Raw genomic sequence first — 26,070 nt, 5'->3', positions numbered from 1 at the left:
CAGGGGTCCGGTCGGCCGCTCCGTGCGACCGGGTTGGGGACGGGTGGGGCCGGGGTGGTTGCGGGGACGAGGCGGGAGGACTGCGTGGACGTCGAACCGGACCTCGCGGCGGCGCACGCCGACCAGCAGGCGCTACAGCGGCTACTGACGGCGGTGGCGGAGGGCGCGGGGCTGCCGCCGCTCCCCCTGCACCCGGCCGCCGTGGAGGCCGCGCACCGGGCGCAGGGCGCGGCGCGGCGCGGGGGCACGGACGGGGCCGGGGCTCCGGTGAACGGGTGGGCCGGGCCGCCCGCCCCCGCCGCGACCGGGCCCGCCGCGTGGCCGGTCGAGCTCGCCGGCCCCGCGGACCACCCCCACCTGCTGCGCAGCCTGCGGCGCGCCCTGGCCCAGCTGCCGTCCCGGGCCGGGGCCGACGGGCAGCCGGTCACGGCCGCGCTCGGTCCATGGCGGACGGCGGACCGGGAGGCCCTGGAGGCGGCGGTGCGACTGCTTCAGGACGTGTGGCCCGCAATGCTGGACGAACTCCGCACCGTGGTCCGCCAGGTGGCGCTCCTGGACGGCATGGCGATCGACGGGTTCACCGACTTCACCGTCCACGGCGCGGTCCTGATCAACCGCAGGCGGCTCTCGGCGGCCCGCTCCGGGCTTCCGGGCCCGGCCCGGCTGGCCGAGGCACTGGTCCACGAGGGCACGCACAACCGCTGCAACGTCGCGGGAGTCCGGGCACCGTTCCTGCGCCCCGCAGCCGACGACGCGGCGGGCCCGCTGACGACGCCCCTGCGCTCCGACCCGCGCCCGCTCAGCGGCCTGTTCCAGCAGACGGTGGTCCTGGCCCGCTGCGTCCTCCTCCACCGCCGAACGGCGGACGGGGCCGGGCTCCCTGCCGCCGAGCGGGCGGCGGTACGGGCCCGCCACGACCGCCTGCTGACAGACCTGAGAACGGCGGTGACGTCCCTCACCGCGCACCGCGCAGGCCTGACGGAACACGGGGCGGGGCTGCTGCGGCAGTGCGCGACGACCGCGCGGGACGGCGGGTAGGCCCGGCAGCGCCGGACTGCTCGTGTTCGCGTCTCGCCGTCGCGGCGCGCACAGATGCCCACGGCATCAGGACGGTCCCGGCCGCACGCCCGTACGCGCCCGGCCGGCACCCCGGACCTGCCGCTGGTCCACCCCCGCCGCAGCGGCGATCAACCCCCGAGCGCCGGACCGGCGGTGCCCAACCGCCCCCGCGCGTCCGCCGGGTTAACCCCTCCGTCCCGTCCTCAGCGCATCCCTCACACCCCCCGTCGTCAGGCGTGACCGCCACGTCGCCCAGCGTTCCCACCGCGTCCCCCACAACCGCGGGTCCTCGTACGGGACCCAGCCCGTCGCCGCCGACGGGTATCGCGGTACGCCTACGCACAGCCGCTTCGTGATGACGAAGCGGGTCTCGGCCGTGGTGTTGGGCCGGGAGGCGTGGAGGTGGTCGCCGGCGAAGAGGAGGATGTCGCCGGGGGCGAGTTCGATGTCGACCGGGGTGCCGATCGGCTGGCCGGGGAGCAGGGTGTGGCCGTCGTGGCGGAGGGGGCGGCGGTAGGCCTCGGGATAGAACAGCAGGCCGTTGCCGCTGCGGACGGGGCCGACGGCCATCCAGAGGTTGACGGAGTTGACGGCGGTGTTGAACCAGGAGTCGACGTGGGCGCCACGCGGCGTCAGGAAGCCTTCGAGCCCGGCCGGTTCCTCTCCCCCGGCTACGACGGTGCGCTGCGGCGGCATGATGCGGATCCCGAGGTGCCCGCTGAGGTAGAGCCGGGTTCCTTGCGGCTCCAGGGCCCTGGCCACGTCGTGCAGGACGGTGCGGGAGAAGGGCCGCAGCCGGGTCTCCAGGTCGGTTCGGACGGCCGCGATCTGCGCGGTGTCCGCGTGGCGGTGCACGTTTTCGAGCGCTCCGGAGACCTGGGCCGCATCGGCCGCAGGGAGGGCGGCGGCCACGGCGCGGGCCGCCTCCCGCCGGATCGTCCCCAGCGCGCCGATGTGGCGCAGTCCGCCCTTGACGGCCACGAGGGCGCCGTCGAGGACGTGCCGCAGCGAGACGGGGATGCCGTACGGGCCGGGTTCGACGGTGTGCAGGGCGGCGGGCCCGGCCGCCACGGGCCGGGGGGCCGCACCGGCGGCCGACCCGGAGGCCGCACCGGGGACCGGCCCGGCGTCCGGCCCCGTCACGGCGCCCCGTCCCGGTGCTCCCGGCCGCCCGCCATGGCCGCGATCCCGTCGTGCAGCGCCGTCCGCGGGCGGAAGCCGAAGGCGCGGGCGGCGACGGTGATGTCGGCTCCGGTGTGCCGGGCGTCGCCCGGCCCGGGCGGCCGCGGGACCACGGCGACGGGGCCGGCGACGCTTTCCACGGCGGCGACGGCCTGTTTCATGGACACCGGCGAGCCGCCGCCGATGTTGGCCACCCCGGTGAAGCCGGACCGGGCCGCGTCCCGCATGCCGGTGACGACGTCCTGGACGTAGGTGAAGTCGCGGGTCTGCTCGCCGTCGCCGTAGAGCGGGAACGGCGGGCCGCCCCGCGCCGCGGCCAGGAGGCGCGCGAAGGCCATGTCGGGCCGCTGCCGGGGCCCGTAGACGGTGAACAGCCGCAGGACGGCGACGGGCACCCCGTAAGCCGTGCGGTACAGCTCGCACAGGTGCTCGGCGGCGAGCTTGGTCACCCCGTAGGGCGAGACGGGCCGGGGGCAGGCCGTCTCGGCCGTCGGGAAGGCGCGGGCGTCGCCGTAGACGGAGGAGCTGGACGCGTAGACGAACTTGGCCAGCGGGCGGCCCCGGACGGCTTCGAGGAGCACCTGGGTGGCCAGGACGTTCCGGTCGGCGTAGAGGGCGAACTCGCGCCCCCAGGACGGCCGGATGCCGGGCTGGGCGGCGAGGTGGTAGACGACGTCCGCGCCGTCGAGCACCGGGTCGAGCGCGGCGTCCAGCAGGTCGGCGCGGTGGAAGGTGAAGGCCGGGCAGCTCATCGGGCCGCGCAGGTTGCGCTCTTTGAGGGCGGGGTCGTAGGAGTCGGTGAGCGCGTCGATGCCGGCGACGCTGTCGCCGGCGGCCAGGAGGTGCGCACAGAGGTGGGAGCCTATGAAGCCGGCCGCGCCGGTGACGACGGCGCGCACTAGGGGCGCCCTTCCCCGGGCAGGTCCGCGCGTTCCCCGGGTTTCCCGGGCTCTACGGCCATCCCGGGTTCTACAGGTTCCACGGGTCCCACGGGTTCCACGGGCCCCCGCGGCGCCGTCCGGACGCCGGGCGGCAGGACGCGGTCGGCGCGCGCCCGCCACGTGTGACGCTCCAGCAGCTGCCGCCGGGCCGCGTCCCCGAGGGCCCGGCGCCGGGCGGGGTCGGCGGCCAGGACCATGACGGCGTCCGCCCACGCCGCGACATCGCCGGGCGGGCACATCAGGCAGGTGCGCCCGCCGGCCATGACCTCCCGGAGGACCGGCAGGTCGGAGACGACGATCGCCTTGCCGTACGCCATGTACTCGAAGAGCTTCATCGGGGAGACCCAGCGGGCGATGTCCCCGATGCCCCCGGCGCAGGCCACGCGCTGCTGGTACGGGGCGAGGACGATGTCGAAGGCCCGGTGGTACGGGGGCAGGGCGGCGGGCGGCAGGTGGCCGTGGAAGTAGACGTTGGTGCGCGTGTTGCGGCCCTGCCAGTGGGCCAGGTCCTGCTCGGTGCCGCCGACGAGGTGGAAGTCGACGTCGGGCAGGCGGCCGGCGAGGGCGAGGATGACGTCGGTGCCGCGCCCGGGGTAGAGGTGGCCGACGTAGCCGGCCTTCACGGCTCCCGGCCTGCCGGGCAGTTCCGCCACGGGCCCGCCCGCGGGCACCGGGTCGGCGCAGTCGTGGGCGGTGACGAGGTCGGTGCCGGGCCGGGCCCCCAGCCGGGCGCCGAGGCGGGGGAAGGCGGCGCGGTAGTCGTCGGCGAGCGCCTGGGAGACGAAGACGACGCGGGCGAGGCCGGGGCTGCGGAAGAGCATCCGTTCGGCCGCGCGGACGGCCTTGCTGTGCCACAGGAGGTGCGTCTCGTAGACGAGCGGCGCGAGCCCGGAGGCGGCGACGAGGCCGTGCAGGTCGCGCCCGTAGAGCAGGTCGGGGACGCCGTGGCGCCGGATCTCGGCGCGCAGGCGGCGGGCCCGGAGCCAGACGCCGACCCCCGGTACCGAGGGCAGGGGGAGCGTGCGAATGGGGAAGCGGTTGCGGGTGCCGTAGTAGGCGTGGACGTCCTCCGCGGGGGCCGTGCCGGGCAGGGCGTACAGCTCGGTGTCGTGCCCGGCGTCGGTGAACGCGTCGCACATCCGCATCACGTGCACTCCGTTGGCATAGACGGAGGGAATGCTTCCAGAGTGCAGGTAGGCGATCCGCATGACTGGGCGACCTCCGGAGCGGGCTTGGCGGCCGCCGGCGCGGGCCACCGGCCTCTCATTGCGCTCCGGGGCGCGCCGCTGCGGAAGACCGCGAACGAGCCAGCCTCGTCATCGAGCCACGCGAGCCACGCGAGCCGGGCGCGCCGGGCGCCCGGCCCCGCGTGCGTGCGGGCGGCCCGGGATCACTCGCCCCGGAAGAGCTCCAGCAGGTCCTGCCGGCCGAACACGCCCGCCGCCTCGATGGCCGAGGGCGCCCCGGCGGCCGGGTCGGCGCCGTGCGCCAGCAGCGTGCGGACGACCTCGTCCTCGCCCTTGAAGACCGCGCCCGCGAGGGGCGTCTGACCGCGGTCGTTGGCCCGGTTCGGGTCCGCGCCGCGCTCCAGGAGGGCGGTGACGGCGTCGAGGTGGCCGTGATAGGCGGCCAGCATGACCAGGGAGTCGCCGCGGTCGTTGGTGAGGTTGGCCGGCACGCCCGCGTCCACGTAGGCGGCGAGGGTGTCGGTGTCGCCGTGGCGGGCCAGGTCGAAGACCTTGGCCGCGAGCTGGAGCACCTCGGGGTCGTGGGCGGGCTCGGTCTCGGGGGTCTGCTCGGTCATGGTCTGCGGTCCTCCGGTTGGGCGCCTGGACAGCACGCGATGTCGGTGTACTTCCCACCCTATGTACGGTCGCGGCGCGGTGTCCGGCAGGCACGGACGCGCCCGTTCGGGTGAATCGGGAATGGCTCGCTCAGGAGCCGGCGCGGTCGGCCGGTTTCGCGCCCCCGAGGCGCGGCCCGGAGCCGCGGTCAGGCGGTTTGCCCCTCGTCGCCCCTCCGCGGACGAAGATCCGCTCCTTGCCGATCAAGACTTCCGGACGGTGATCGAACTGCGCTGTCCTTTTGTCGCATTAATACTTTCTGTGAGTCTTGAGGAGCTCATGGTGAACCCCTCGACCACTCAGGAGAACGTCATGATTCTGTCCATCTCCGGTGTCGTGCTGTTCGGCATCATCGTCTTCCTGTTCTTCCGCAAGGACAGCCTGAAGGCCAGCCACGCCATCGTCTGCGCCCTCTTCGGCTTCTACCTCTCCAGCACCGCCATCGCCCCGAGCATCAGAGCGGGCAGCGCGAGCCTCGCCGGGCTCCTGGGCGGCCTCAAGTTCTGACCCGCCCCGCCCCCGCCCGCCGCCCTGCCCGCAGGAGGAGACCGACGTGGACCCACGACAGCTCCCCCGCGGCCTGACCGGCGGCCGGCGGATCGCCCGCGGGCAGGACCTCGCGCGCTCGGCGGCCGACAGCGCGGCCGACATATTCCACCCGCTGATCGTCATCGCGCGCGGACTGCGCGCCCTGGCGGCCGGCGCGTGGCGCAAGTGGGCGCAGACACCGGGCGACCGGCGCGGGCCCACCCTGCTGCTGGTGGGGTCCTGCATCGCCATCGTGGCCCTCGTGCCGTACGGGCCCGCGCTCGCCGGCATCGCCCTGATGACGCTGGCGGCCTGGGCCGGGCGCGACCGCGGCTCCGCGCACGAGACGGTGTCCCGCGAGGGCGAGGGCGAACGGCTCCAGGCGCTCTACGAGGCCCTGGTGCCCTACCTCTCCGTCCCGGAGGACCCGGCCCCGCTCTACGCGTACGACGGCGACCGCGAGGAGGCGTTCACCTCCCACGCCTTCGACCACGGCGGCCGGCTGACCTCCCTGGAGCTGCGCTACCCGGCCTACTTCACCGACGGCGAACCGGAATCCCGGGCCAGGATCGAGCAGTTGCTGCAGATGAAGGCCGGCCGCGGGCGGGAGTACCGCTTCGACTGGGACGAGGAGGCCAACCGCCTCCACCTGTACGTCCTGCCGCCGCTGCCGGCCGACATCTCCGCCCAGCGGTTCGTGACCGCGCCCGGCGAGAGCGTCCTGGGCTTCACCGACCCCGGCGCCGTGCACCGCACCCTGCCCGTCCTCCTCGACGGCGCGGACCGCAGCGACGAGCCGCCGGTGCTGTGGCGCACCGGCCAGCGCTCCACCGAGCCGCACCTGCTGGTCCTCGGCCGGCCCGCCGCCGGCACGAGCACGCTGCTGCGCTCGCTCGCGCTGCAGGCCCTGGAGCAGGGCGACGTCCTGGCCGTCGACGGCAGCGGATCCGGCGAATTCGCCTTCCTCCGCGGGCGGGACGGCGTCCTCGCCGTCGAGTCCACGCCCTCCGGAGCCCTCGCCGCCCTGGAATGGGCCACCCACGAGACCGAACGGCGCCTCCTCACGGCCAACCACGCCCGCCGGCAGGGCCACCAGACCCCCGAGGACGTCCGCCGCCCCCTGTGGATCCTCGTCGACCGGCCCACCGCGCTCAGCCACCTGGCCGCGGGCGAGGGGCGGAGGGACCCCCAGGAACTGCTGCAGGTGCCGCTGCGGCACGGACGGATCGCCAACGTCACCGTCGTGGTGGGCGATCACCTGGACGACGCGGCGAACACGTCCCTGCTCTCCGAGCCGGTGCTCGCGCACACGCGCGCCCGCGTGGTCCTCGGCGCGGTCACCGCCGGCCAGGTGCGCTCCGTGCTCGGCGCCCCGCCGCAGAGCACGCCCCCGCCGGAGGCCCCGGCCGGACGCGGCTACGCCCGCCTCGGCTCGGGCCCGGTCCACCGGCTGCAGGTCCCCTCGACGCCCGACCCGTACGACGAGGACACGTCCGAACGCGAACGCCAGGCGATCCTGTCCCTCCTGCCGCCCCCGTCCGGCGCGCTCCCCACGCACGATCCGGGGCCGGCCACGGAAACCGGATACGCCGAGGGGTCCTACGCCGGGAACGGCCACCCGGACGCCGACCCCGGCCCCCTGTCGGTCCAGCCCACGTAGCGGGGAACGGCGCCCGGCCCCCGCGGCCGGCCCGGCCCGGCACCGCCGATCGGCTCGTCGTCGGCCACTCGCCGTAGCGGCGGAAAAGATTGACGCCCCCGACAGGCCGCCGCCCCGCAGGCCGCCCGCCGTCCCGCCGCAGCGGCCCCCGCCCCCCCGGCGCAGCCCGGCGGTGCCCCGTGCACCCCAGGTCAGGCCGGCACCGCCGGAAGCCGGCCGCGCACCGTCACGCCACGTACGTCCGCGGCGCCTCCACCGCGGCCGTCGCGCCGCTCGCCACCAGGCGGGCCGCCTCGGCCAGGCGGGAGGCCGCCTCCTCGGCGACGGCTCCGGTGACGGTGAACGGGAGGCGGACATAGCCTTCGAAGGCGCCGTCGACGCCGAAGCGGGGGCCCGACGGGACGCGTACGCCGAGGCGTTCGCCCGCCTCGGCGATGCGGGAGCCGGAGAGGCCGCCGGTGCGCACCCACAGGGTGAGGCCGCCGCGCGGGACGGTGAACTCCCATTCGGGCAGGTGGCGCCGGACCGCCGCGACGAGGGCGTCGCGGCTCTCGCGCGTCGTGGTCCGCCGGATGGCGACGGCGGCGTCCCAGCCCTCGGTGGTCAGCAGCCAGGTGACGGCGAGCTGTTCGAGCACGGGCGTGCCGAGGTCGGCGTAGGCGCGGGCGGCGACCAGGCTGCGGATCACTTCGGGTGCGGCCCGCACCCATCCGATGCGCAGGCCGGCCCAGAAGGACTTGCTGGCGGAGCCGACGGTGATGACGGCGTTGCCTGCGGGGTCGAAGGCGCAGACGGGGCGCGGCAGTTCCAGGCCGGGTTCCAGGCAGAGGTCGGCCATGGTCTCGTCGGCGACGAGCAGGGTGCCCGCGGCGCGCGCCGCCTCGACGAGCTGACGGCGCTGTTCCTCGGTGGCGAGGGCTCCGGTGGGGTTGTGGAAGTCGCCGATGACGTAGGCCATGCGGGGCGCGGCGTCGCGCAGCACCTGGCGCCAGGCCGGCAGGTCCCAGCCGCCGAGGCCGTCGGCCATGGCGACGGGCACCAGGCGGGCGCCGGCCTCGCGCATGAGCTGGAGGACGTTGGCGTAGGAGGGCGAGTCGACGGCGACGCGCTCGCCGCGGCCGGCGAAGAGCCGGCAGATGGCGGCGACGGCCCCCATGGCCCCCGTGGTGATCATGATCTGCTCGGGCATGGTGGGCACGCCGCGGGCGGTGTAGCGGTCGGCGATGGCCTGGCGCAGGGCGGGCAGGCCGGCGGGGTAGTCGCCGTGGGTGGCCGCGTAGGGCGGGAGCTCCTCCAGGGCGCCCTGGACGGCGCGGCCGAGCCAGGGCTCGACGGCGGGCAGGGCGGCGCAGCCGAGGTCGATGACGGAGCCGGCGGCCTCGGGGGGCAGGGGGTCCAGGGCGCGGGTGGGCAGCGGGTTGCCCGCGGGCACCGCGGTCCAGCTGCCGGCGCCGCGCCGGGACTCCAGGAAGCCCTCGCCGCGCAGGGCCTCGTAGGCCGCGGCGACGGTGGTGCGGCTGACGGAGAGGGCGGCGGCGAGCTCGCGCTCGGCGGGCAGCCGGGCGGCGACGGGGACGCGGCCTTCGAGGACGAGGAGGCGGATGCCGTCCGCGAGCGAGCGGTAGGCGGGGGCGCGGCGTCCGCCGAGCGGCGTGACGGTGCCGCGGCCGCCCTGCGCCTCGCGGTCGCGCTGCGAGCCGAGGAGGCGGGCGAGCTTCTGCGCCCCCACCGAGGAGGTCCAATGACTCATCTGAATCGGTCCACCTTCCGAGGATTGGCCATGGATCTTGCGTCCACCTGTCTCTCAGACTGTCATGCGGCAGGCCACTTGCACCACTGCGGGTGGCCGCCACGTGTACCGTCCACGCCGCCCCGGGGCGGCGTGCCGAGCGTCAGGAGGAACCGTGTCCGCATCAGGGGGACCGCCGGGAGGGGCACCGGAAGGCCCGTCGGAAGGCTCGCCGGAGCCGGAAGGCGCACCGGGAGGGGCGTCCCTCGCCCGCCGGCTGCTGCAGCTCTACGTCGGGCTCGCGCTGTACGGCGTGAGCGCGGGGCTGCAGCTGCGGGCGGGACTGGGGCTCGCGCCGTGGGACGTGCTGAACCAGGGCGTCGCGGAGCACACGGGGATGTCGATCGGCACGGCGTCGATCACGATCGGCGCGCTGGTGCTGCTGCTGTGGATCCCGCTGCGGCAGCGCCCCGGCCTGGGCACGGTCTCCAACGTGCTGGTCATCGGCCTGGCCATGGACGCGACGCTGAGCCTGGTGCCCGACCCGCGCTCCCTGTGGATACGGATCCCACTGCTGGCCTTCGCGGTGGCGCTGTGCGCGATGGCGACCGGGCTGTACATCTCGGCCAGATTCGGCCCGGGCCCGCGCGACGGGCTGATGACGGGCCTGCACCGGCGGACGGGGCGCTCGGTGCGCCTGGTGCGCACGTGCATCGAGGTGGTCGTGCTGGCGACGGGCTTCGTGCTCGGCGGCTCGGTGGGCCTGGGAACGGTCTTCTACGCCCTGGCGATCGGCCCGCTGTCGCAGTTCTTCCTGCGCCTGTTCGCCCTTCCGGAGGCCCCGGCTCCGGCCCCCGTACACCCGGCCGGGCGCGAAATTCCGGACCTGGTTTAGGCCAGGATCAAGCGGGCCGGTAGTGTACGCCTTCGACCCACCGAACGAACCGTTACTGCACGCTAAAGCGACAGAAACACAGGGTGACATCCGTTGCCAGATGTGACAAAACGGGCGTTGGTGGGTACAACAAGGGGCGGCACGACGGGCGACGCATGTCCCTCAACGGGAATCTTCACCGCCGACCGGACGTTGACCGGATGACGACGACAGCGACACCTGTCCTGTGGGCGACTAAGCCCGGGAGGCACGATTCATGAGTGAGCGAGCTCTCCGCGGCACGCGACTTGTGGTTACCAGCTACGAGACCGACCGCGGCATCGATCTGGCCCCGCGCCAGGCGGTGGAGTACGCATGCCCGAACGGCCATCGATTCGAGATGCCGTTCTCGGTAGAGGCGGAGATTCCGCCGGAGTGGGAGTGCAAGGCGTGCGGCGCCGTGGCACTCCTGGTGGACGGCGATGGTCCTGAGGAGAAGAAGGGCAAGCCCGCGCGTACGCACTGGGACATGCTCATGGAGCGGCGTACCCGCGAGGAGCTGGAGGAGGTGCTGGCCGAACGGCTGGCGGTCCTTCGCTCCGGTGCCATGAACATTGCCGTTCATCCGCGGGACACCCGCAAGTCCGCCTGACCGGCGGGAGCTATTGCAGATTGCATTGCCAAGGGCCCGGGCCACTGCTTCACGCAGTGGCCCGGGCCCTTGTCATGCGCCGGTGCGGCCGGGGCGACCGGTGCGGGACACGCTCCAGGCGCTCCGCCGGGGCGGCTAGCGCGGCAGCTGGGGGCCGCCGGGGCGCGGCGCCGGCGGCTCGTCGTCACGGATGACCTCGCCCTGGACGACCTTGCCGCCGGGCCCGCCCATCCCGCCCGTTCCGCCCATGCCACCCATCCCGCCGAGATCGGCGCTGCGGGCCTGCCGGAAGGCGTCCCCGAGGGTGCCGGGGGCCGCCGGGCGGTCGAGCCACCGCTCCCCCGCCTTGCGCAGCAGGGAGCGGGTGGGCGGGAAGAGGCACAGCAGGCCGGCCACGTCGGACAGCAGCCCCGGCAGGATGATCAGCAGGCCGCCGAGCATGGTGAGGGCGTTGCCGCCGCTCTCCTGGGCGCCCGGCCCCGCGGTCGCACCGCCCGGCTGCAGGGAGACCGTCAGCCGCTTCCAGGCCCGCCGCCCCGCCCGCTTGATCACGTAGGAGCCGAGGACGACGCCGCCGGCCAGCAGGGCGAAGACGGTGAGCCCGCCGGCGGCACCGGCCACCAGCGTGAGCAGCCAGATCTCCAGGACGGCCCAGAGGGCCACTCCCAGGGGGATGAGCCTGCGGGCCCGCCGCCGCTTCGGCGGGCGGCCGTTCATCGTCTGCTGCGCTCCGAACGTCATGCCTCAAGTGTGCCTGGCCTGCGGCGGAACCCGGATCGGGGCTTATGGGGCGCTTACGGCGTCACTTGCGGCCGATGGCCTTGCCGACGCGGGAGCCGACGCCCCAGGAGGTGACCCGCCACAGGGCCTCGGCGACGATGTCGCGGCTCATCTTGCTGTCGCCGAGCTCGCGCTCGACGAAGGTGATGGGGACCTCCACGACGTGGAAGCCGGCCTTGACCGCGCGCCAGGCCAGGTCGACCTGGAAGCAGTAGCCCTGGGAGGCCACGTCCTCCATGCCGAGGCCCTCCAGCGTCTCGCGCCGGAAGGCCCGGAAGCCGCCGGTGACGTCGCGGATCGGCACGTCGAGGAGCAGCCGGGAGTAGGTGGAGCCGCCGCGGGAGAGGATCTCGCGCGACTTCGGCCAGTTCACCACCCGGCCGCCGGGCACCCAGCGCGAGCCGAGCACCAGGTCGGCGCCCTTGAGGGCGGTGAGCAGGCGGGGCAGCTCCTCCGGCTGGTGGGAGCCGTCGGCGTCCATCTCGACCAGGACGCCGTAGTCGTTGTCCAGGCCCCAGCGGAAGCCCGCCAGGTAGGCGGCGCCGAGCCCCTCCTTGCCCTTGCGGTGCAGCACCTTGACGTGGTCGTCGTCGGCCGCGAGCTCGTCGGCGAGCTTGCCGGTGCCGTCGGGGCTGTTGTCGTCCGCGACGAGGACGTGCGCCTCCGGCACGGCCGCCCGCACCCGGCCGACGATGTTCTTGATGTTCTCCGCCTCGTTGTAGGTCGGGATGATCACCAAGGTCGTGCCGAGCGGACCGTATCTGCGCTGCCCGTCGTCGTTCACTGCTGGCCCCTCTTGTTCCGCTCGTCCATTCGTACCCGACGGCCGATCAGGAGTGCGGCCGCACAGGACAGAAGCCCCACCATAGCGAGCGCCCATTCGGGCCCCGCACCCACACGGTCGGCGACGGTCGTCCCGTCGCGCAGCGGGATGGTGGCGCTGATCACGTCCCGGGTGAATTCCTCGCTCCGCTGCTGCACCGTGCCGTCGGGGGCGACCACGGCGCTGATGCCGCTCGTGGCGGCGGTGACGACGGCCCGGCCGTGCTCGACGGCCCGCAGCCGCGACATGGCCAGCTGCTGGTCCGGCTGGCCGGTGCGGCCGTAGGTGGCGTTGTTGGTCTGGACGACGAGGGCCCGGGCGCCGTCCTTGACGGTGTCGCGGACGATCTCGTCGTAGGCGACCTCGAAGCAGATGACGTCGCCGAGCCGGGCCGGGCCGACCTGCATGACACCGGTGTGGTCGCCGGGGTAGAAGTCGCGCTGGACGCGCTGGAGGCGGGTGATGACCTTGCTCAGCGCGCTCCGGAAGGGCACGTACTCGCCGAACGGCACGGGGTGCTGCTTGGCGTACGAGGCGCCGGGCCCGGTCTTCGGGTCCCAGACGATGCCCTTGTTGTCGATGTAGCCGCTGCGGCCCGGGTGGTCCACCAGGGCGCCGACGAGGACCGGCACGCCTATGGCCTTCACGGCCTGGTCGATGCGGTCGTACGCCTGCGGGTACTGGAACGGGTCGAGGTCGGAGGAGTTCTCCGGCCAGATGACGAGGTCGGGCCGGGGCACCTTGCCCGCCTTGACGTCGCGGGCGAGCTGGAGGGTGGCCTCGGCGTGGTTGTCGAGGATCATCATCGGGCGGCCGAGGAAGTCCATGCCGGCGTGCTGGACGTTGCCCTGGACGAGCGCCACCTTGACCTCGTCGTCGGCCTTCGTGGGCACGGGCACGGCGTATCCGGCGAGCAGGAGGGCGGCGGCCAGCGCGAGCGCCTCGACGCCCGGGAGGGCGGCGCGGACCGTACGGCCTCCCGCCGCGCGCAGCCGCCACAGGGCGGCCGCGGCGTACGCGAGGAGGCCGCCGGAGAGGGCGACGGCGAAGGTCACCAGCGGGGCGCCGCCGAGCGCCGCGAGCGGCGTGAAGGGCGAGCCGGTGTTGGCGAAGGCCAGCCGGCCCCAGGGGAAGCCGCCGAACGGCAGCCGGTCGCGGGCCAGCTCCTCGGCGACCCACAGGCAGGCGCCCCACAGCGGCCACGCGGGCAGCCGCGAGACGAGGGCGAGGGCCGCGCCGAGCACGGCGACGAACAGGGCCTCGATCAGCGACAGGCCGAGGACGGCGTCGTAGCCGACCACGTGCAGCCAGCGCAGCAGCACGAAGAAGAAGGGCAGCGCGAAGGCGAACCCGGTCCACGCCGCCTGGCGGGCGGTGCGGCCGCGGGTCAGCAGGGCCAGCGCGGCGACGGCCGCGACCGACAGCGGCCAGACGTCGTACGGCGGGAAGGACAGCGCGAGCGCGACGCCGGCGGCCACGGCGGCACCGGTGCGGGGGGCCTCGCGGCGCGCGAGCCGGGCGAAGCGCACGGCACGGCCGGGGCGCTCCTGCGGGGCATACGCATCCTCCGGGGTCTCCGGCGGGCGCTCCTCGCCGGCGGGGGCGGATGCCGCGGCGGCTCCGGCGGTGGTTTCGGGACCCGGGGGCACGGGCGAGCCTTCCTGCTGTCTTGCGGTGGTGAGCCCGACGGTACCTCGCTCGGGGCACCCTGCCCGCCCTGGGTGCGCGGGGAGGGGCGCGAAGGGCGGGAGGAGAGGGGTGGGTCGAATGGGGGCCCGGCGTCCTTCGGGCCGACCTGGGACCCGCTGGCTGCGGGTCGACCGAGAGCCGTTGTCTACTGAACGTCCGGGCCCCACCCGGGTCGCACCTGCCGGCCCGGCGGCACCTCCCTCGCCCCCGTGCGCTGGAACCTGGCTGCCAGTGGCGGTGGCCGCTCCCCGGCGCACCGCCCCCATGGCCCAGCTGCGTTCGACGACTGTGCGGAAGTGCACCGGCCTGACGTCCTGTGGTGGACTCCGCAGAACCTACCGGCCGTCGCCCGCACCCTGTCAACACCTCTGTGACCTGGAGATACACACCAAATCAGCAGGTCAGTACGGCGAGTGATCACGAGGGGCGACAGGCCGGTCTCTCATCGTTCGGCGGTACGCGCCGGGCGCGGAGTCACTCGTTCGGCCGCTCGTAGACGGTGTGCCCGCCCACGACGGTCCGCAGGCAGACGGGGAGCGGGCCGCCGGGGGTGAGGTCGGGCAGGCCCGGGGTGCCCGAGCGCGGGTCGGTGGACCAGCTCGCCACGCGCTCGTCCGGCACCTGCACCACGAGGTCGCCGGACTGCCAGACCGCGTAGTCGGCGGGTGCGCCGGGCACGAGGACGCCGGCGTCGTCGCGGCCGATCGCCCGCCAGCCGCCGCGCGTGTGCGCGGTGAACGCGGCCCGGACCGAGACGCGGTGCCCGGGGGTGCGGTGGAAGGCGGCGGCGCGGACGGTGCCCCACGGATCGAGCGGGGTGACGGGGCTGTCGGAGCCGAGGGCGAGCGGGACGCCGGCGCGCAGCAGGGCCGCGTACGGGTTGAGGGTGCGGGCGCGCTCGACGCCGAGGCGCTGGGCGTACATGGCCGTGTCGCCGCCCCAGGTGGCGTCGAAGGCGGGCTGCACGGAGGCCGTGAGGGCGAACTCGGCGAAGGCCGCGATGTGCTCGGGAGTGAGCATCTCGGCGTGCTCGACGCGGTGCCGGGCGGCGCGGACGCGGGCCAGGCCCAGCTTGTCCGCCGCGGCGCGGACGCCCTCGACGACGGCGGTCAGCGCGGCGTCGCCGATGGCGTGGAAACCGGCCTGGATGCCCGCCTCGGTGCACGCGGCGACGTGGGCGGCGACGGCCGCGGCGTCGAGGTGGGCGGCGCCGGTGCTGCCGGGCAGGTCGGCGTAGGGCTCGTGGAGGCAGGCGGTGTGCGAGCCGAGGGAGCCGTCCACGAAGAGGTCGCCGGCGGCGCCGAGCGCGCCGAGCTCGCGGATGCGGTCCGCTCCGTTCGCGGACGTGATGGCCTCCGCCCAGTAGCCGACGACGCGGGGACCGCGCCGGCCGGCGGCCAGGCTCAGCAGCCCGGTGAGGTCGTCGGCACTGGAGATCTGCGGGCCGGCGCACTCGTGCAGGGAGCCGATGCCGAGGGAGACCGCGCGGTCGAGCGCGGCGGCCTGGGCCTCGGCGCGCTGCGCGGGGGTGACCGCGTCGTACGCGGCGGCGCGCACGGCGTGGTGGGCCTCGCCCGTCAGCGGCCCGTCCGGGTGGTACCCGCCGAGGCCGGTGAGGCCCGGCACCAGGTCGAGCAGGGCCGTGGTGACGACGGCGGAGTGGACGTCGGAGCGGGTGAGGTACAGCGGCCGGCCGCCGGTGGCCTCGTCCAGCTCGCGCCGGGCCGGGGGCCGCTGCTCGGGCCAGGCGCTGGCGTCCCAGCCGTGGCCGAGGAGGACGCGGTCGGCCGGGCGGCCGGCGGCGTGGGCCCGGATCCGGCCGAGGGCCTCGGTCAGGGAGCCGGTGCCGGTGAGGTCGAGGCCGGTGAGCGCGAGGCCCGTCGCCGTGGTGTGCACGTGTGCGTCCGTGAACGCGGGGGTGACGAGCGCGCCCCGGAGGTCGACCACGTCGTCGACGCCCTCGGCGAAGGAGTCGGCGGCGCCTTCGGAGCCGACCCAGGCGACGGCGCCCCGCTCGACGACCATGGCCGTGGCGAACGGGTCGGCGGGGCTGTGCACGTCGCCGTTGCGCAGCAGAACGGTGCGCGGGGTGTCCTGGGATGCGTGGGGCTCGGTCATAGGGATCAGTCTCTCCCCTGGCCCGGCCCGGCCCCCACCCGGGGCTCCGCCCCGGACCCCGGTGTCCTCCATCGCCGGACGGGCTCGAAATATTCTGAGCCGGTCCGGCGATTAAGGACGAAAGCGGATGAAAGAGGCCCGGCGTCAGCCGACGCGCGGCGGCCGCGCCTCGTACGGCGTGGACAGCACGATCGTCGTGCGCGTGGAGACCCCGGCCAGCGACCGGATCCGCGCCAGCAGGTGCTCCAGCTCCAGCGGCGTGGCGACGCGCACCTTGAGGATGTAGTTCTCGTCGCCGGCCACGCTGTGGCACGCCTCGATCTCCGGGATCTCGGCGAGGCGGTCCGCGATGTCGTCGGGAGCGCTGGGGTCGAACGGCTTCACCGAGATGAACGCGGTGAGCGGCAGCCCGACCGCCTCGGGGTCGACCACCGCCGCGTAGCCGCGGATGACACCGCGCTGTTCGAGCCGGCGCACGCGCTGGTGCACCGCCGAGGTCGACAGGCCCGTGGCCTTCCCCAGGTCGGTGTAGCTCATCCGCCCGTCCTTGACGAGCAGTTCCACGATTTCTCTGTCCAGCTCCTCCACGCGGATCAACCTACTGGGTTCCGGCCGGAGCAGCACAGTCGACGGCTCCAAGGGGGCGCATGCCCCCGCACAAAGACATGTGACGAACAACACAGATATGCACCCGTGTCCTCCGTGATGCGGCGATTACCCGGCTCGCGGCGCGGGAAGTGCTTGCTGTGGCCGAGGCCGCGACGTGGCCGGCCGATCCGAGGGGGAGAAAGACTATGCCCAGCCTGGAACGCCTGAACGACGGCGACGGCGGCCCGTACGAGCCGTACGAGGTCGACACCAGCACGATGTTCCGGGTGACCTGCCCGGACTGCGCCCGCCCGATCGCCCTGCTCCCGGACGAGGACGTGCTCCCCGAGCACGCGCTGTGCCCCTCGCCGTGGAATCCCTTCGGGCTCACCGTGTGCCCCGGCTCCGGCCGCGCCATGGAGGAGGCCCCCGCCGTGGACGAGTCGCTGGACGGCCAGGAGTTCGACACGGCGCTGCTGCTCACCCTGCCGGAGAGCCTGGACTGGCGGACCCAGCCGTTCTCCCACATCGGGGGCCCCGGATCCCGCCCGGTCCGCGTCCCGGAGATGCGCCGGCCGTCCTGACGGCCGGGGATGCCCGGCGGGCGGGGCGCGTGGCGCCCGCCCGCCGTCGCGGTCCTCAGCGGCTCTCGGGGCCCGCCAGGTGACGGGCGATCACCATGCGCTGGATCTGGTTGGTGCCCTCGACGATCTGCAGGACCTTGGCCTCGCGCATGTAGCGCTCGGCGGGGAAGTCCGCGGTGTAGCCGTAGCCGCCGAGGAGCTGGACGGCGTCGATGGTCACCCGCATCGCCGCGTCCGTGCAGAACAGCTTGGCCATCGCCGCCTGCCGGGAGAACGGCAGGCCGGCGTCGCGCAGCCGCGCCGCGGCGAGGTAGAGCGCGCGGCCCGCCTCGATCTGGGTGGCCATGTCGGCGAGCATGAAGCGCAGGCCCTGGAAGTCGGCGATCGGCCGGCCGAACTGCCGCCGCCCGGCGGTGAAGGCGAGCGCCTCGTCCAGCGCGGCCTGGGCGACGCCGATCGCGCAGGCGGCGATGCCCAGCCGCCCGGAGTCCAGCGCGGACAGCGCGATCGTGAAGCCCTGCCCCTCCTCGCCGATGCGGCGCGCGTCCGGCACCCGCACCCCGTCGAAGTGCAGCTGCGCGGTCGGCGAGCCCTTCATGCCCATCTTGCGCTCGGGCGGTGCGGCCGACAGGCCGGGGGCGTCGCCGGGCACGAGGAAGGCGGTGATGCCGTGGGCGCCCTCGCCTCCCGTGCGCGCCAGGACGGTGTAGAAGTCCGCGACGCCGCCGTGGGTGATCCACGCCTTGGTGCCCTCAAGGGTCCAGGTGTCGCCGTCGCGGGTGGCGCGGGTGCGCAGTGAGGCGGCGTCGGAGCCGGAGGAGGGCTCGGAGAGGCAGTACGCCCCGAGGAGGCCGCCGCCGAGCATGCCGGGCAGGTGCTCGGCCTGCTGCTCCTTGCTGCCGAAGCCGGCGAGGGCGTGGCAGGCGAGGGTGTGCACGCTGACGCCCAGGCCCACGGTGAGACGGGCCGCGGCGAGCTCCTCCAGGACCTGGAGGTAGACCTCGTAGGGCTGGTCGCCGCCGCCGAACTCCTCGGCGTAGGGGAGGGCGAGCAGGCCCGAGGCGGACAGCAGCCGGAAGACCTCGCGGGGGAAGCGCCCGGCTTCCTCCTCCTCGGCCGCGGCGGGCGCGATCTCCCGCTGCACCAGGTCGCGTACGAGCGCGAGCAGGTCGCGGGACTCCTCGGTGGGCAGCTGACGCTCCACCGGCTGGGGGCCGTGGTCGGTCATGGCGGCGCTCTCCTCCCTGTCAGGGCGCTGCGACGGCGGGCGCGCAAGGGTGTGGCGCCGCCGTCGGTGATCCCCCAGCCGATGATTCCGCGCCGGGTCGCGACACGGGATGACCTGCGGCTGTGGCGGCTTGGAGTATGCCCGATCGGCGGGCGGACGTCACGGGTTGACAAGTCGTGCACCAGGGACAACGCGCTCCTGACGGAGTCATGAACGGGGTTGGTCCAAACCATTGACCGCACTGGTCTAGTCCTTCTATGGTCCTGCCACCGCTCGGCGTGTGCATGCCCATCGCCGCGGCGGCTGAACGCAGGCACGAGTGCAGGTCACCCCCCGAGAGCTCTCCCCTCCCCACCGAGGAGAACCCCATGCCCGCACCATCCCGCACCTCCCGCAGACCCCTCACCCTCCGCTCCACCCGGACCTTCCTGGCCGCCTTCGCCGCCGCCGGGGCCCTGATCACCACCACGCTCCTCGGCGGCGCGGCATCGGCGTCGCCCGCCGCCGCGGATCCCGACGACACCGCCGCCGACGGCAAGGTGGTCGGCTACTTCACCAACTGGGGCGTGTACGAACGCAATTACCACGTCAAGAACATCGAGACGTCGGGATCGGCCGCCAGACTCACCCACATCAACTACGCCTTCGGCAACGTCACCAACGGAAAGTGCACCATCGGGGACGCCTACGCCGACTACGACAAGGCCTACACCGCGGCCGGCAGCGTCGACGGCAAGGCCGACACCTGGGACGACGGCGCCCTGCGCGGCAACTTCAACCAGCTGCGCAAGCTCAAGAAGCTGCACCCGAACCTCAAGGTGGTCTGGTCCTTCGGCGGCTGGACCTGGTCGGGCGGCTTCGGCGAGGCGGCCAGGAACCCCGCCGCGTTCGCCGAGTCCTGTTACGGCCTCGTCAAGGACCCGCGCTGGGCCGACGTCTTCGACGGCATCGACATCGACTGGGAGTACCCCAACGCCTGCGGCCTGACGTGCGACACGAGCGGCCGCGAGTCGTTCGTGAAGCTGATGGCCGCGCTGCGCGCGAAGTTCGGCACGCGCAACCTGGTCACGGCCGCCATCACCGCCGACGCGTCGAACGGCGGCAAGATCGACGCCGTGGACTACGCGGGCGCCGCCCGCTACGTCGACTGGTACAACCCCATGACCTACGACTACTTCGGCGCCTGGGAGGCCAAGGGACCGACGGCCCCGCACTCCCCGCTGACCTCCTACAGCGGCATACCCAGGGCCGGCTTCAACACCGACGCCACGATCACCAAGCTCAAGTCGCTCGGCGTCCCCTCCTCCAAGCTCCTCCTCGGCCTCGGCTTCTACGGCCGCGGCTGGACGGGCGTGACGCAGCCGGCCCCGGGCGGCACGGCGACCGGCCCGGCCAAGGGCACCTACGAGGCGGGCTTCGAGGACTACCGGGTCCTGAAGACCAAGTGCCCGGCCAACGGCACGGTGGGCGGCACGGCCTACGCCAAGTGCGGCAGCGACTGGTGGAGCTACGACACCCCGTCGACGATCGCCGGGAAGATGTCGTACAAGAACCAGCAGGGGCTGGGCGGCACCTTCTTCTGGGAGCTGAGCGGCGATACGGCCGACGGTGAACTGATCAAGGCCATCCGCTGACGCCCGGTCCCCACGAACCCGCGGTCCGCCCTCTCTCCTCCCGTGAGGGCGGACCGCGCTCGCGCGCCCGGGCCGGACGGCTCACCGAAGGAACGTCAGCACCTGCTGTGACACGGTGTCGTCGGTGAGCAGGTCGTTGTGCTTGAGGCAGCCGGCCGTCCGGCGGTTGTCCGCCCCGCCGAGGGGCGTGCTCGACACGGGCGCGATCTGCTCGTCGCACGACGACCACCACGTCGCGTAGCGCGTGGGGCCGGGGGTCTGGCCCGTACCCGGAACCCCTCGCGCACCACCCGCGCCGGGCGCCCCGGTCGCCTCCGCGCGGGTACGGACGCACGACCGGCGATCACATGGACGAGGCTGCCGCACTACGCTGAGGCGGACCGGGCCCGTACCTGCGTGTCCATGCGTCAGCAGGCCCGCGCACCGGCGTACTTGCATGTCCTTGCGACGAGGAGCCACCGCACATGACCGTCCCGCTCGACCTGGACTTCTTCCGCCGCTTCCTCGACCGCGCCACACGCGTGATCGTCGCGGAGTCCGCGCGCCTGACCGAACTCGACGCCGCCATCGGCGACGCCGACCACGGCGCCAACCTCAAGCGCGGCTTCACCTCCGCCGCCGAGGCGGTGGCCGCGGAGCCGCCGGCCACACCGGGGGCGCTGCTGACGGCCGTCGGCGTGCACCTGACGAACACCGTGGGCGGCGCGTCCGGGCCGCTGTTCGGGACCGTACTGCGGCGGATGGGCAAGATCCTGGGCGAGGACCCCGTGGTCGAGCCCGAGGCGCTGGGGCGCGCGCTGGGGGCGGCCGTGGCCAGCGTGCGGCGGCTCGGGGACGCGGCGCCCGGCGACAAGACGATGGTCGACGCCCTCCAGCCGGCCGCCGACGCCTACGCGGCCGCCCTGCCGCAGGGCGTCGTGGCCGCGCTGGACGCCGCCGCGCGGGCCGCCCGCGAGGGTGCCGGGGCGACGATCCCGCTGCAGGCCCGCCGCGGGCGGGCGAGCTACCTGGGCGAGCGCAGCATCGGCCACCAGGACCCGGGCGCCACGTCGTCGGCGCTGCTGGTGACGGCGCTGTACGAGGCCACCGACCCGGAGCTGTGCGCGGCGCCGCCGGTGCAGGAGGCGGACGAGGCGGAAGAGGCCGGGGAAGCGGCGGCTCCCGAGGAGGCCGCGCCGGCGGGACGGGTCGGCATCGTGCTCGTCTCGCACAGCCGCGAGGTGGCCGCCTCGACGGCCGCGCTGGCGAAGGCCCTGGTCGGCACGGGCGACCCGGCTCCGGCCGCGCCGGCCGGCGGGCTGCCCGACGGCTCCGTGGGCACGAGCGCCGAGCTGGTGCGGCGGGCGGTCGCGGCGGCGGACCAGGGTGCGGGCGTGGTGGTCTTCTGCGACATGGGCAGCGCGGTGCTCACGGTGAAGGCCCTGCTCACCGAGGGCTTCGGCGGCACCGAGGTGCGCATCGCCGACGCCCCGTTCGTGGAGGGCGCGGTGACGGGCCTGGTGACGGCATCGGCCGGCGGCGACCTCGCCGCCGTGCTCGCCGCGGCGGACGACGCCCGCACATACCGCAAACTCTGAGTCAAGAGGCGGCGGCACCAAGATCACATCGATGGCCGAGGGGCCCACCCGTGCCAGGGTGTAATGGCACAAATACCCTTATGAGCCTCGTTCCGGCGTGGAGGTCCCGCCAGGTGTCGTCGTCGCGCAGACTGCCCTTCGCGCTCGTCCTGGCCTACCTGGCGGGCATCGTGTGCGTCGACCTGATGACGCCGTCGAACCTGCGCCTCGACGTCTTCGCGGCCCTGGCCCCGATGACGGCCGCGGCGCTGTGCACGTACCGGCAGACGGTGTTCGTGGGCGTCGTCGACTTCTGCCTGATGGTGGCGCACCACGGCGTGGCCGACAACGAGGTGGCGGTCAACAGGGTCGGCTCGTTCGTCGGCAACGCGCTGATGGTGGGCGCGAGCATCGCCGTGGCCCGGCTGCGGCGCGACGGCGACGCCCTGCTGGAGCGCGTACGGGCCACCGGGGAGGCCGCGCAGCGGGCGCTGCTGCGGCCGCTTCCGCTGCGGACGCGCAGTGTGGTCGTCGACGGCTTCTACGTGTCCTCGCAGCGGGAGGCCCTCGTCGGCGGCGATCTGTACGAGGTGGTCGACACCCCGTACGGGACGCGCGTGCTGATCGGTGACGTGCGCGGCAAGGGCCTGGGCACGCTGGGCGCGGGGGCGGCGGTGCTGACCGCCTTCCGGGAGGCGGCCTACCACCGGCGCGACCTGGAGAGCTCGGTGCGGGCGATGGAGCAGGGGCTGTACCGCTACCACCGGTCCGCGGAGTACCAGGCGCGGCTGCAGCCGGGCCGGCACGGCGGCCGGCCGGAGGACGCGCGGATGCGGGCGGCGGAGGAGTTCGTCACGGCGCTGGTCTTCGGCACCGAGGAGGGCTCCGAACGGCCCGGTGCGAGCGGCCCGGTGCCGGTCACGTTCGTGGACTGCGGGCACGTGACGCCATTCCTGATCGACGCGCGGGGCGGGGCCCGCGAACTGGAACCGGCCGACGCCGGGCTGCCCCTGGGCCTCGGCGACCTGGCCGCCTCGCCCCGGACGGTCCACCGCGTCGCCCTGCCGCCCGGCTGCCGGGTGCTGACCTGCACCGACGGGGTGACCGAGGCCCGGTCGCCCGACGGCGGCTTCTACCCCCTGGCCGAACGGCTGGACGCCTGGGCCGCCCTGCCCACGCCCGAACTGCTGGGCAGGCTGCGCGCCGACCTCGACGCGCACACGGGCGGGCGGCTGCAGGACGACGTGGCCGTGCTGGTGCTGGAACGGGCGTCGGAGTACCACGGGACGCACGAGGCGGCCCGCCCGGAGGGAGCGGCGGAAGGGGCCCCGGTGGCATAGGGCAGGGACCGGGCCGCATGCTCCGCGGGGCGGGCCCGTGAGAGCCCGCCCCGCGGCCCGTCAGCGGTTGAAGAGCTCGAAGGAGACGCCCGGCCGGCCGCCGAACCGCGCCGCGACGCCCTGCATGCCGCCCTCCAGGAACGTGCGGCAGTACGTCTCCGGATCCTCCTTCGTCAGCGCCTCGATGTACGTGCGGTGGCACAGGAGGGACGCGACGGCCCGGTCGAGGCCGCTGCTCGCGTCGACGGCGTGGGTGGGCCGCGGGGACCCGGCGACCGCCACGTAGCGCACGCCGTCCCAGGGCAGGAGCCCCTCCTCGGCGAGGTCGGGGAAGATCCAGCGGTTGCCGGCGTCGGCGACGGCGTCCAGGACGGCCCGGCCGACGTTGCGGTGGTCGGGGGTGTTCCAGAAGACGGAGTCGCCCCAGGACCAGGTGTCGTGGTGGTTGAGCGTCAGGACGAGTTCGGGGCGGTGGCGGCGGATGGCGGCGGCGAAGTCGCGGCGCAGGGCCGTGCCGTATTCGATGACGCCGTCCGGGTGGCCGAGGAACTCGACGGTCTCCACGCCCACGGCGGCCGCGCCGGCCCGCTGCTCGCGCTCGCGCAGCGGCCCGGCCTCGGCGGGGGCGAGGGTGTCGATGCCGGCCTCGCCGACGCTGGCCAGCAGGTAGACGCACTCGCGCCCGTCGTCCAGCCACGTGGCGACGGCGGCGGAGGCGCCGTACTCGAGGTCGTCGGGGTGGGCGACGATCGCAAGGGCGCGCCGCCAGTCGGTGGGCATCTCCTTGAGCTGATCGCGCGGCTGCGGCTGCGCGCCGGGCAGCCCGGCCGCGGCCGCCGCCGCATCCGCCGTGCCCGCCGCATCCGTCACGTCCGCCGCGCCGGTCGTCGCGCCCGTCGCCGCATTCGTCGCATTCGTCGCATCCGCCATCACGGTCTCCTTCACCTGCCGGATCCGCCTCCGCCCGCGTGCCGCGTTCCGTCGGCGGGGCGTTCGATGCAGCCTACGTCGCACTTCTTCGCGACACGCGGGAACCCGGCGGGCCTGCGGTCCGACTACCTGATCCGGACCCGCACCGGCGGGCCCGTGGCGAACCGAAATTCCTGGAGTTGTCTGATGCGCCCTCGTGCGTGGTGCGGTGTACTGGCCGCTGTGGCCCTGTCGGCGACGGCCTGCGGCGGCGGTGGCGGTGGCGGGGAGAAGAAGTCCGACGACGCCGCGGCCGGCGCGCGGTCCGGCTTCCCGGTGAGCGTCACGGACTGCATGGGCGCGAAGACCACCTTCGAGTCGGCGCCGAAGCGGATCGTCACCAGCAACGCCGCGAGCCTGGAGCTGCTGATGTGGCTGGGCGCGGGCGACAAGGTGGCCGGCACGGGCTTCCCTCCCGGCAAGGGCGCCATGCCGGGGCAGTACGCGGACCGCGCGGCGAAGGTGCCGGTGCTGGGCAGGACGGTGATCCCCAAGGAGAAGCTCCTGGGCTCGGGCGCGGACCTGTACGTCGACTCCTTCTCGTCCATGAAGAACATGGGCAAGATGGGTGACGCGCCGACGGCCAAGGAGTTCGAGACCGCCGGGATCAAGCACGTCTTCCTGAAGTCGACGGCCTGCGCCGCGATGAGCAAGGCGCCGCGCACGGACCTGTCGGGCGTCGAGGCGGACATCGAGGAGCTGGGCAAGGTCACCGGCACCTCCGCGCGCGCCGCCGAGCTCGTCCAGGAGATGCGCAAGAAGACGGGCGCGGTGCAGGACGCCCTCAAGGACGTCCCGAAGGACAAGCGCCCGTCGTACTTCTTCTTCGACTACGACGCGGGCACCAAGCAGCCGATGGCCGTGTGCAACCGGCAGGTCGCCAACGCCGTGATCGGCATGGCCGGCGGCCGCAACGTCTTCGACGGCTGCGACGGCGACTTCAAGCCCGTGGGCTGGGAGGACGTCGTCGCCAAGAACCCCGACTGGATCCAGCTGGGCGTGCGCAACCGGGGCAGCGAGGAGGCGAACGCCAAGGCGTTCGACGAGGCCGCGGAGTTCCTGAAGAACTTCCCCGCCACCAAGGACCTCACGGCCGTCAAGGAGGGCCGCTTCCTGCGCATCGGCTCGGAGCGCACCACGATCGGGGGCGTGCGCAGCGCGGACACCGTGCGCGAGATCGCGCACACGCTGCACCCGGACCGGGTCAAGTAGATGGGTCCGGTGGGGGCGCCCGCCGCGGTCACCGCGGAGCGGGCGGAGGAGCGCGAGCCGGGGGCACGGGCGCCGTGGGTGGCGGGGGCGCTGGCCGCGGCCCTGCTGGTCGCACTGACCGCGTCGGTGTGCCTGGGCTCCTCGGACGTGCCGCTCGGCGAGGTGTGGTCCTCGGTGACGCGCGGCATCAGCGGGCAGGAGCCGGTGCCGGGCACCCGCGACCTGATCGTGTGGCAGCTGCGGGTGCCGCGGGCGCTGCTCGCGGCCGTGGTGGGCGCGGGCCTGGGGCTGGTCGGCACGGCCGTCCAGGCCCTCGTCCGCAATCCGCTCGCGGACCCGTACCTCCTGGGCATCTCCAGCGGGGCCTCGCTCGGCGCGGTCGCGGCGATCGTGCTGGGGGCGGGCGCGGGCGGGCTGCTCGGGCTGGGGCTGTCGGCGGCGGCGTTCGCCGGTGCGCTCGCGTCGTTCGCCCTGGTGTGGGCGATGGCCCGGCGCGGGGGCGGCTTCTCGCCGCTGCGGCTGGTGCTGGCGGGGGTGGGGATCGGGCAGTTCCTGTCCGGCTTCACGCACTACCTGGTGCTGCAGGCCGGCGACGACCAGCAGACGCACGGCGTGCTGTTCTGGCTGATGGGCTCGCTCGGCGGCGCCCAGTGGGCGACGCTCGGCGTGCCGGCGGCGGCGGTGGCCCTGGGCCTCGCCGCGCTGCTCGCGCGCGCCCGTGCCCTCGACGCCGTGCTGATGGGCGACGAGACCGCGGCCGGGCTGGGCGTGGACGTCGCGCGGCTGCGGCGCGAGCTGTTCGTGGTGACGAGCGTCCTCACCGGCGTGCTCGTGTCGGTCTCCGGGGCGATCGGCTTCGTGGGGCTGATGGTGCCGCACGTGTGCCGGATGGTCGTGGGCGGCGCGCACCGCGTGCTGCTGCCGGTGGCGGCGCTGTTCGGCGCCGTCCTGCTCGTCGTGGTCGACCTGGTGGCCCGTACGGCGCTGCCGGACCAGGAGCTGCCGGTGGGCGTGGTCACGGCCCTGATCGGCGCGCCGACGCTGCTGTACCTGCTGGACCGCCGCCTGGAGAGGGGCTAG

23 protein-coding genes and 1 pseudogene are annotated in these 26,070 nt (G+C 74.6%); 12 read left to right on the top strand and 12 right to left on the bottom strand.

Annotated elements, in window-relative coordinates; all coding sequences use genetic code 11:
- The first annotated feature begins 84 nt into the window (after positions 1–84).
- Positions 85–1,038, top strand: coding sequence for an aKG-HExxH-type peptide beta-hydroxylase (locus NQU55_RS26895; protein WP_168093842.1), 954 nt, complete (start codon positions 85–87; stop codon positions 1,036–1,038).
- 204 nt (positions 1,039–1,242) lie between these two features.
- Here NQU55_RS26895 and NQU55_RS36915 read toward each other — a convergent pair whose 3' ends face one another.
- From NQU55_RS36915 to NQU55_RS26875, 4 genes are all read right to left on the bottom strand, one after another.
- Positions 1,243–2,202 (bottom strand): phytanoyl-CoA dioxygenase family protein, encoded by a 960-nt coding sequence (locus NQU55_RS36915; RefSeq protein WP_168093843.1) that lies wholly within the window; start codon positions 2,200–2,202, stop codon positions 1,243–1,245.
- Complete coding sequence (locus tag NQU55_RS26885; RefSeq protein WP_168093844.1) at positions 2,199–3,140, bottom strand: NAD-dependent epimerase/dehydratase family protein; 942 nt, start codon at positions 3,138–3,140, stop codon at positions 2,199–2,201. The genes NQU55_RS36915 and NQU55_RS26885 overlap by 4 nt, the downstream gene beginning before the upstream one ends.
- Complete coding sequence (locus tag NQU55_RS26880) at positions 3,140–4,390, bottom strand: glycosyltransferase family 4 protein (protein ID WP_168093845.1); 1,251 nt, start codon at positions 4,388–4,390, stop codon at positions 3,140–3,142. Before NQU55_RS26880 ends, NQU55_RS26885 begins: the two co-directional genes overlap by 1 nt.
- Before the next feature lie 182 nt (positions 4,391–4,572).
- Complete coding sequence (locus NQU55_RS26875) at positions 4,573–4,986, bottom strand: ankyrin repeat domain-containing protein (RefSeq protein ID WP_168093846.1); 414 nt, start codon at positions 4,984–4,986, stop codon at positions 4,573–4,575.
- 352 nt (positions 4,987–5,338) lie between these two features.
- Here NQU55_RS26875 and NQU55_RS26870 point away from each other — a divergent pair, with 352 nt between their 5' ends.
- The gene (locus NQU55_RS26870; protein WP_058047788.1) at positions 5,339–5,533 is read left to right on the top strand and encodes a hypothetical protein; all 195 of its coding nucleotides are present in this window, start codon (positions 5,339–5,341) and stop codon (positions 5,531–5,533) included.
- A gap of 46 nt (positions 5,534–5,579) precedes the next feature.
- Positions 5,580–7,214, top strand: a complete 1,635-nt coding sequence (locus NQU55_RS26865) for a hypothetical protein (RefSeq protein WP_168093847.1) — start codon at positions 5,580–5,582, stop codon at positions 7,212–7,214.
- Between the two features lie 226 nt (positions 7,215–7,440).
- Here the strand turns inward: NQU55_RS26865 and NQU55_RS26860 are convergent, their stop codons facing one another.
- Positions 7,441–8,964, bottom strand: coding sequence for an SCO1417 family PLP biosynthesis transcription factor (locus NQU55_RS26860; RefSeq protein WP_256791324.1), 1,524 nt, complete (start codon positions 8,962–8,964; stop codon positions 7,441–7,443).
- A 154-nt stretch (positions 8,965–9,118) separates the two neighbouring features.
- Between NQU55_RS26860 and yczE the strand changes: the two genes are divergently transcribed.
- Together yczE and NQU55_RS26850 are read left to right on the top strand one after the other, a co-directional pair.
- On the top strand, positions 9,119–9,838 hold the full coding sequence (gene yczE / locus NQU55_RS26855; protein ID WP_372504812.1) for a membrane protein YczE: 720 nt from the start codon (positions 9,119–9,121) through the stop codon (positions 9,836–9,838).
- 256 nt (positions 9,839–10,094) lie between these two features.
- Positions 10,095–10,469, top strand: coding sequence for an RNA polymerase-binding protein RbpA (locus NQU55_RS26850; protein ID WP_004948858.1), 375 nt, complete (start codon positions 10,095–10,097; stop codon positions 10,467–10,469).
- A gap of 135 nt (positions 10,470–10,604) precedes the next feature.
- On the opposite strand, the gene fxsA is transcribed toward NQU55_RS26850, so the two are convergent.
- From fxsA to NQU55_RS26825, 5 genes are all read right to left on the bottom strand, one after another.
- Complete coding sequence (fxsA, locus tag NQU55_RS26845; RefSeq protein WP_168094109.1) at positions 10,605–11,210, bottom strand: FxsA family membrane protein; 606 nt, start codon at positions 11,208–11,210, stop codon at positions 10,605–10,607.
- 61 nt (positions 11,211–11,271) lie between these two features.
- Positions 11,272–12,033, bottom strand: coding sequence for a glycosyltransferase (locus NQU55_RS26840; protein WP_168094108.1), 762 nt, complete (start codon positions 12,031–12,033; stop codon positions 11,272–11,274).
- The gene (gene lnt / locus NQU55_RS26835) at positions 12,030–13,721 is read right to left on the bottom strand and encodes an apolipoprotein N-acyltransferase (RefSeq protein ID WP_256791322.1); all 1,692 of its coding nucleotides are present in this window, start codon (positions 13,719–13,721) and stop codon (positions 12,030–12,032) included. Before lnt ends, NQU55_RS26840 begins: the two co-directional genes overlap by 4 nt.
- A 514-nt stretch (positions 13,722–14,235) precedes the next feature.
- The gene (locus tag NQU55_RS26830; RefSeq protein ID WP_168094107.1) at positions 14,236–15,879 is read right to left on the bottom strand and encodes an amidohydrolase; all 1,644 of its coding nucleotides are present in this window, start codon (positions 15,877–15,879) and stop codon (positions 14,236–14,238) included.
- 144 nt (positions 15,880–16,023) lie between these two features.
- Positions 16,024–16,467: an Lrp/AsnC family transcriptional regulator gene (locus NQU55_RS26825; protein WP_030365423.1), complete on the bottom strand. Its 444-nt coding sequence runs from the start codon at positions 16,465–16,467 to the stop codon at positions 16,024–16,026.
- 206 nt (positions 16,468–16,673) lie between these two features.
- On the opposite strand from NQU55_RS26825, the gene NQU55_RS26820 reads away from it, so the two are divergent.
- Positions 16,674–17,051 (top strand): hypothetical protein, encoded by a 378-nt coding sequence (locus NQU55_RS26820; RefSeq protein ID WP_168094106.1) that lies wholly within the window; start codon positions 16,674–16,676, stop codon positions 17,049–17,051.
- Positions 17,052–17,106: 55 nt separating this feature from the next.
- On the opposite strand, the gene NQU55_RS26815 is transcribed toward NQU55_RS26820, so the two are convergent.
- Positions 17,107–18,279 (bottom strand): acyl-CoA dehydrogenase family protein, encoded by a 1,173-nt coding sequence (locus NQU55_RS26815; protein ID WP_168094105.1) that lies wholly within the window; start codon positions 18,277–18,279, stop codon positions 17,107–17,109.
- A 368-nt stretch (positions 18,280–18,647) separates the two neighbouring features.
- Between NQU55_RS26815 and NQU55_RS26810 the strand changes: the two genes are divergently transcribed.
- From NQU55_RS26810 to NQU55_RS26790, 4 genes and pseudogenes are all read left to right on the top strand, one after another.
- Positions 18,648–19,913, top strand: coding sequence for a glycoside hydrolase family 18 protein (locus NQU55_RS26810; RefSeq protein ID WP_256791320.1), 1,266 nt, complete (start codon positions 18,648–18,650; stop codon positions 19,911–19,913).
- A gap of 464 nt (positions 19,914–20,377) precedes the next feature.
- Positions 20,378–20,998: pseudogene (gene dhaL / locus NQU55_RS26800) on the top strand (dihydroxyacetone kinase subunit DhaL); the annotation flags it as partial.
- Complete coding sequence (locus NQU55_RS26795; protein ID WP_256791340.1) at positions 20,978–21,490, top strand: PTS-dependent dihydroxyacetone kinase phosphotransferase subunit DhaM; 513 nt, start codon at positions 20,978–20,980, stop codon at positions 21,488–21,490. The pseudogene dhaL and the gene NQU55_RS26795, both read left to right, overlap by 21 nt.
- Before the next feature lie 80 nt (positions 21,491–21,570).
- The gene (locus NQU55_RS26790) at positions 21,571–22,809 is read left to right on the top strand and encodes a PP2C family protein-serine/threonine phosphatase (protein WP_168093665.1); all 1,239 of its coding nucleotides are present in this window, start codon (positions 21,571–21,573) and stop codon (positions 22,807–22,809) included.
- Between the two features lie 60 nt (positions 22,810–22,869).
- Here NQU55_RS26790 and NQU55_RS26785 read toward each other — a convergent pair whose 3' ends face one another.
- Entirely contained in the window at positions 22,870–23,589 is a 720-nt protein-coding gene (locus NQU55_RS26785) for a PIG-L deacetylase family protein (RefSeq protein ID WP_168093667.1), read from the bottom strand.
- A 336-nt stretch (positions 23,590–23,925) separates the two neighbouring features.
- Between NQU55_RS26785 and NQU55_RS26780 the strand changes: the two genes are divergently transcribed.
- Together NQU55_RS26780 and NQU55_RS26775 are read left to right on the top strand one after the other, a co-directional pair.
- On the top strand, positions 23,926–24,990 hold the full coding sequence (locus NQU55_RS26780; RefSeq protein WP_168093664.1) for an ABC transporter substrate-binding protein: 1,065 nt from the start codon (positions 23,926–23,928) through the stop codon (positions 24,988–24,990).
- Positions 24,991–26,070, top strand: a complete 1,080-nt coding sequence (locus tag NQU55_RS26775) for a FecCD family ABC transporter permease (protein ID WP_168093663.1) — start codon at positions 24,991–24,993, stop codon at positions 26,068–26,070. It abuts the gene before it with no gap.

It is taken from the genome of Streptomyces telluris (assembly GCF_024519335.1).
In the GTDB taxonomy this organism is placed as follows: domain Bacteria; phylum Actinomycetota; class Actinomycetes; order Streptomycetales; family Streptomycetaceae; genus Streptomyces; species Streptomyces telluris.
The sequence above is the reverse complement of the archived record's forward strand: the minus strand, read 5'-3'. Positions and strand labels throughout refer to the sequence as shown.

Bases quoted from the DNA above. Each gene is read 5' to 3' on its own strand.
- NQU55_RS26880 (WP_168093845.1), bottom strand. From the start codon at position 4,390: ATGCGGATCGCCTACCTGCACTCTGGAAGCATTCCCTCCGTCTATGCC.
- NQU55_RS26875 (WP_168093846.1), bottom strand. From the start codon at position 4,986: ATGACCGAGCAGACCCCCGAGACCGAGCCCGCCCACGACCCCGAGGTG.
- NQU55_RS26870 (WP_058047788.1), top strand. From the start codon at position 5,339: ATGATTCTGTCCATCTCCGGTGTCGTGCTGTTCGGCATCATCGTCTTC.
- NQU55_RS26860 (WP_256791324.1), bottom strand. From the start codon at position 8,964: ATGAGTCATTGGACCTCCTCGGTGGGGGCGCAGAAGCTCGCCCGCCTC.
- NQU55_RS26850 (WP_004948858.1), top strand. From the start codon at position 10,095: ATGAGTGAGCGAGCTCTCCGCGGCACGCGACTTGTGGTTACCAGCTAC.
- fxsA (WP_168094109.1), bottom strand. From the start codon at position 11,210: ATGACGTTCGGAGCGCAGCAGACGATGAACGGCCGCCCGCCGAAGCGG.
- NQU55_RS26830 (WP_168094107.1), bottom strand. From the start codon at position 15,879: ATGACCGAGCCCCACGCATCCCAGGACACCCCGCGCACCGTTCTGCTG.
- NQU55_RS26820 (WP_168094106.1), top strand. From the start codon at position 16,674: ATGCCCAGCCTGGAACGCCTGAACGACGGCGACGGCGGCCCGTACGAG.
- NQU55_RS26815 (WP_168094105.1), bottom strand. From the start codon at position 18,279: ATGACCGACCACGGCCCCCAGCCGGTGGAGCGTCAGCTGCCCACCGAG.
- NQU55_RS26810 (WP_256791320.1), top strand. From the start codon at position 18,648: ATGCCCGCACCATCCCGCACCTCCCGCAGACCCCTCACCCTCCGCTCC.
- NQU55_RS26790 (WP_168093665.1), top strand. From the start codon at position 21,571: ATGAGCCTCGTTCCGGCGTGGAGGTCCCGCCAGGTGTCGTCGTCGCGC.
- NQU55_RS26785 (WP_168093667.1), bottom strand. From the start codon at position 23,589: ATGCCCACCGACTGGCGGCGCGCCCTTGCGATCGTCGCCCACCCCGAC.
- NQU55_RS26780 (WP_168093664.1), top strand. From the start codon at position 23,926: ATGCGCCCTCGTGCGTGGTGCGGTGTACTGGCCGCTGTGGCCCTGTCG.
- NQU55_RS26775 (WP_168093663.1), top strand. From the start codon at position 24,991: ATGGGTCCGGTGGGGGCGCCCGCCGCGGTCACCGCGGAGCGGGCGGAG.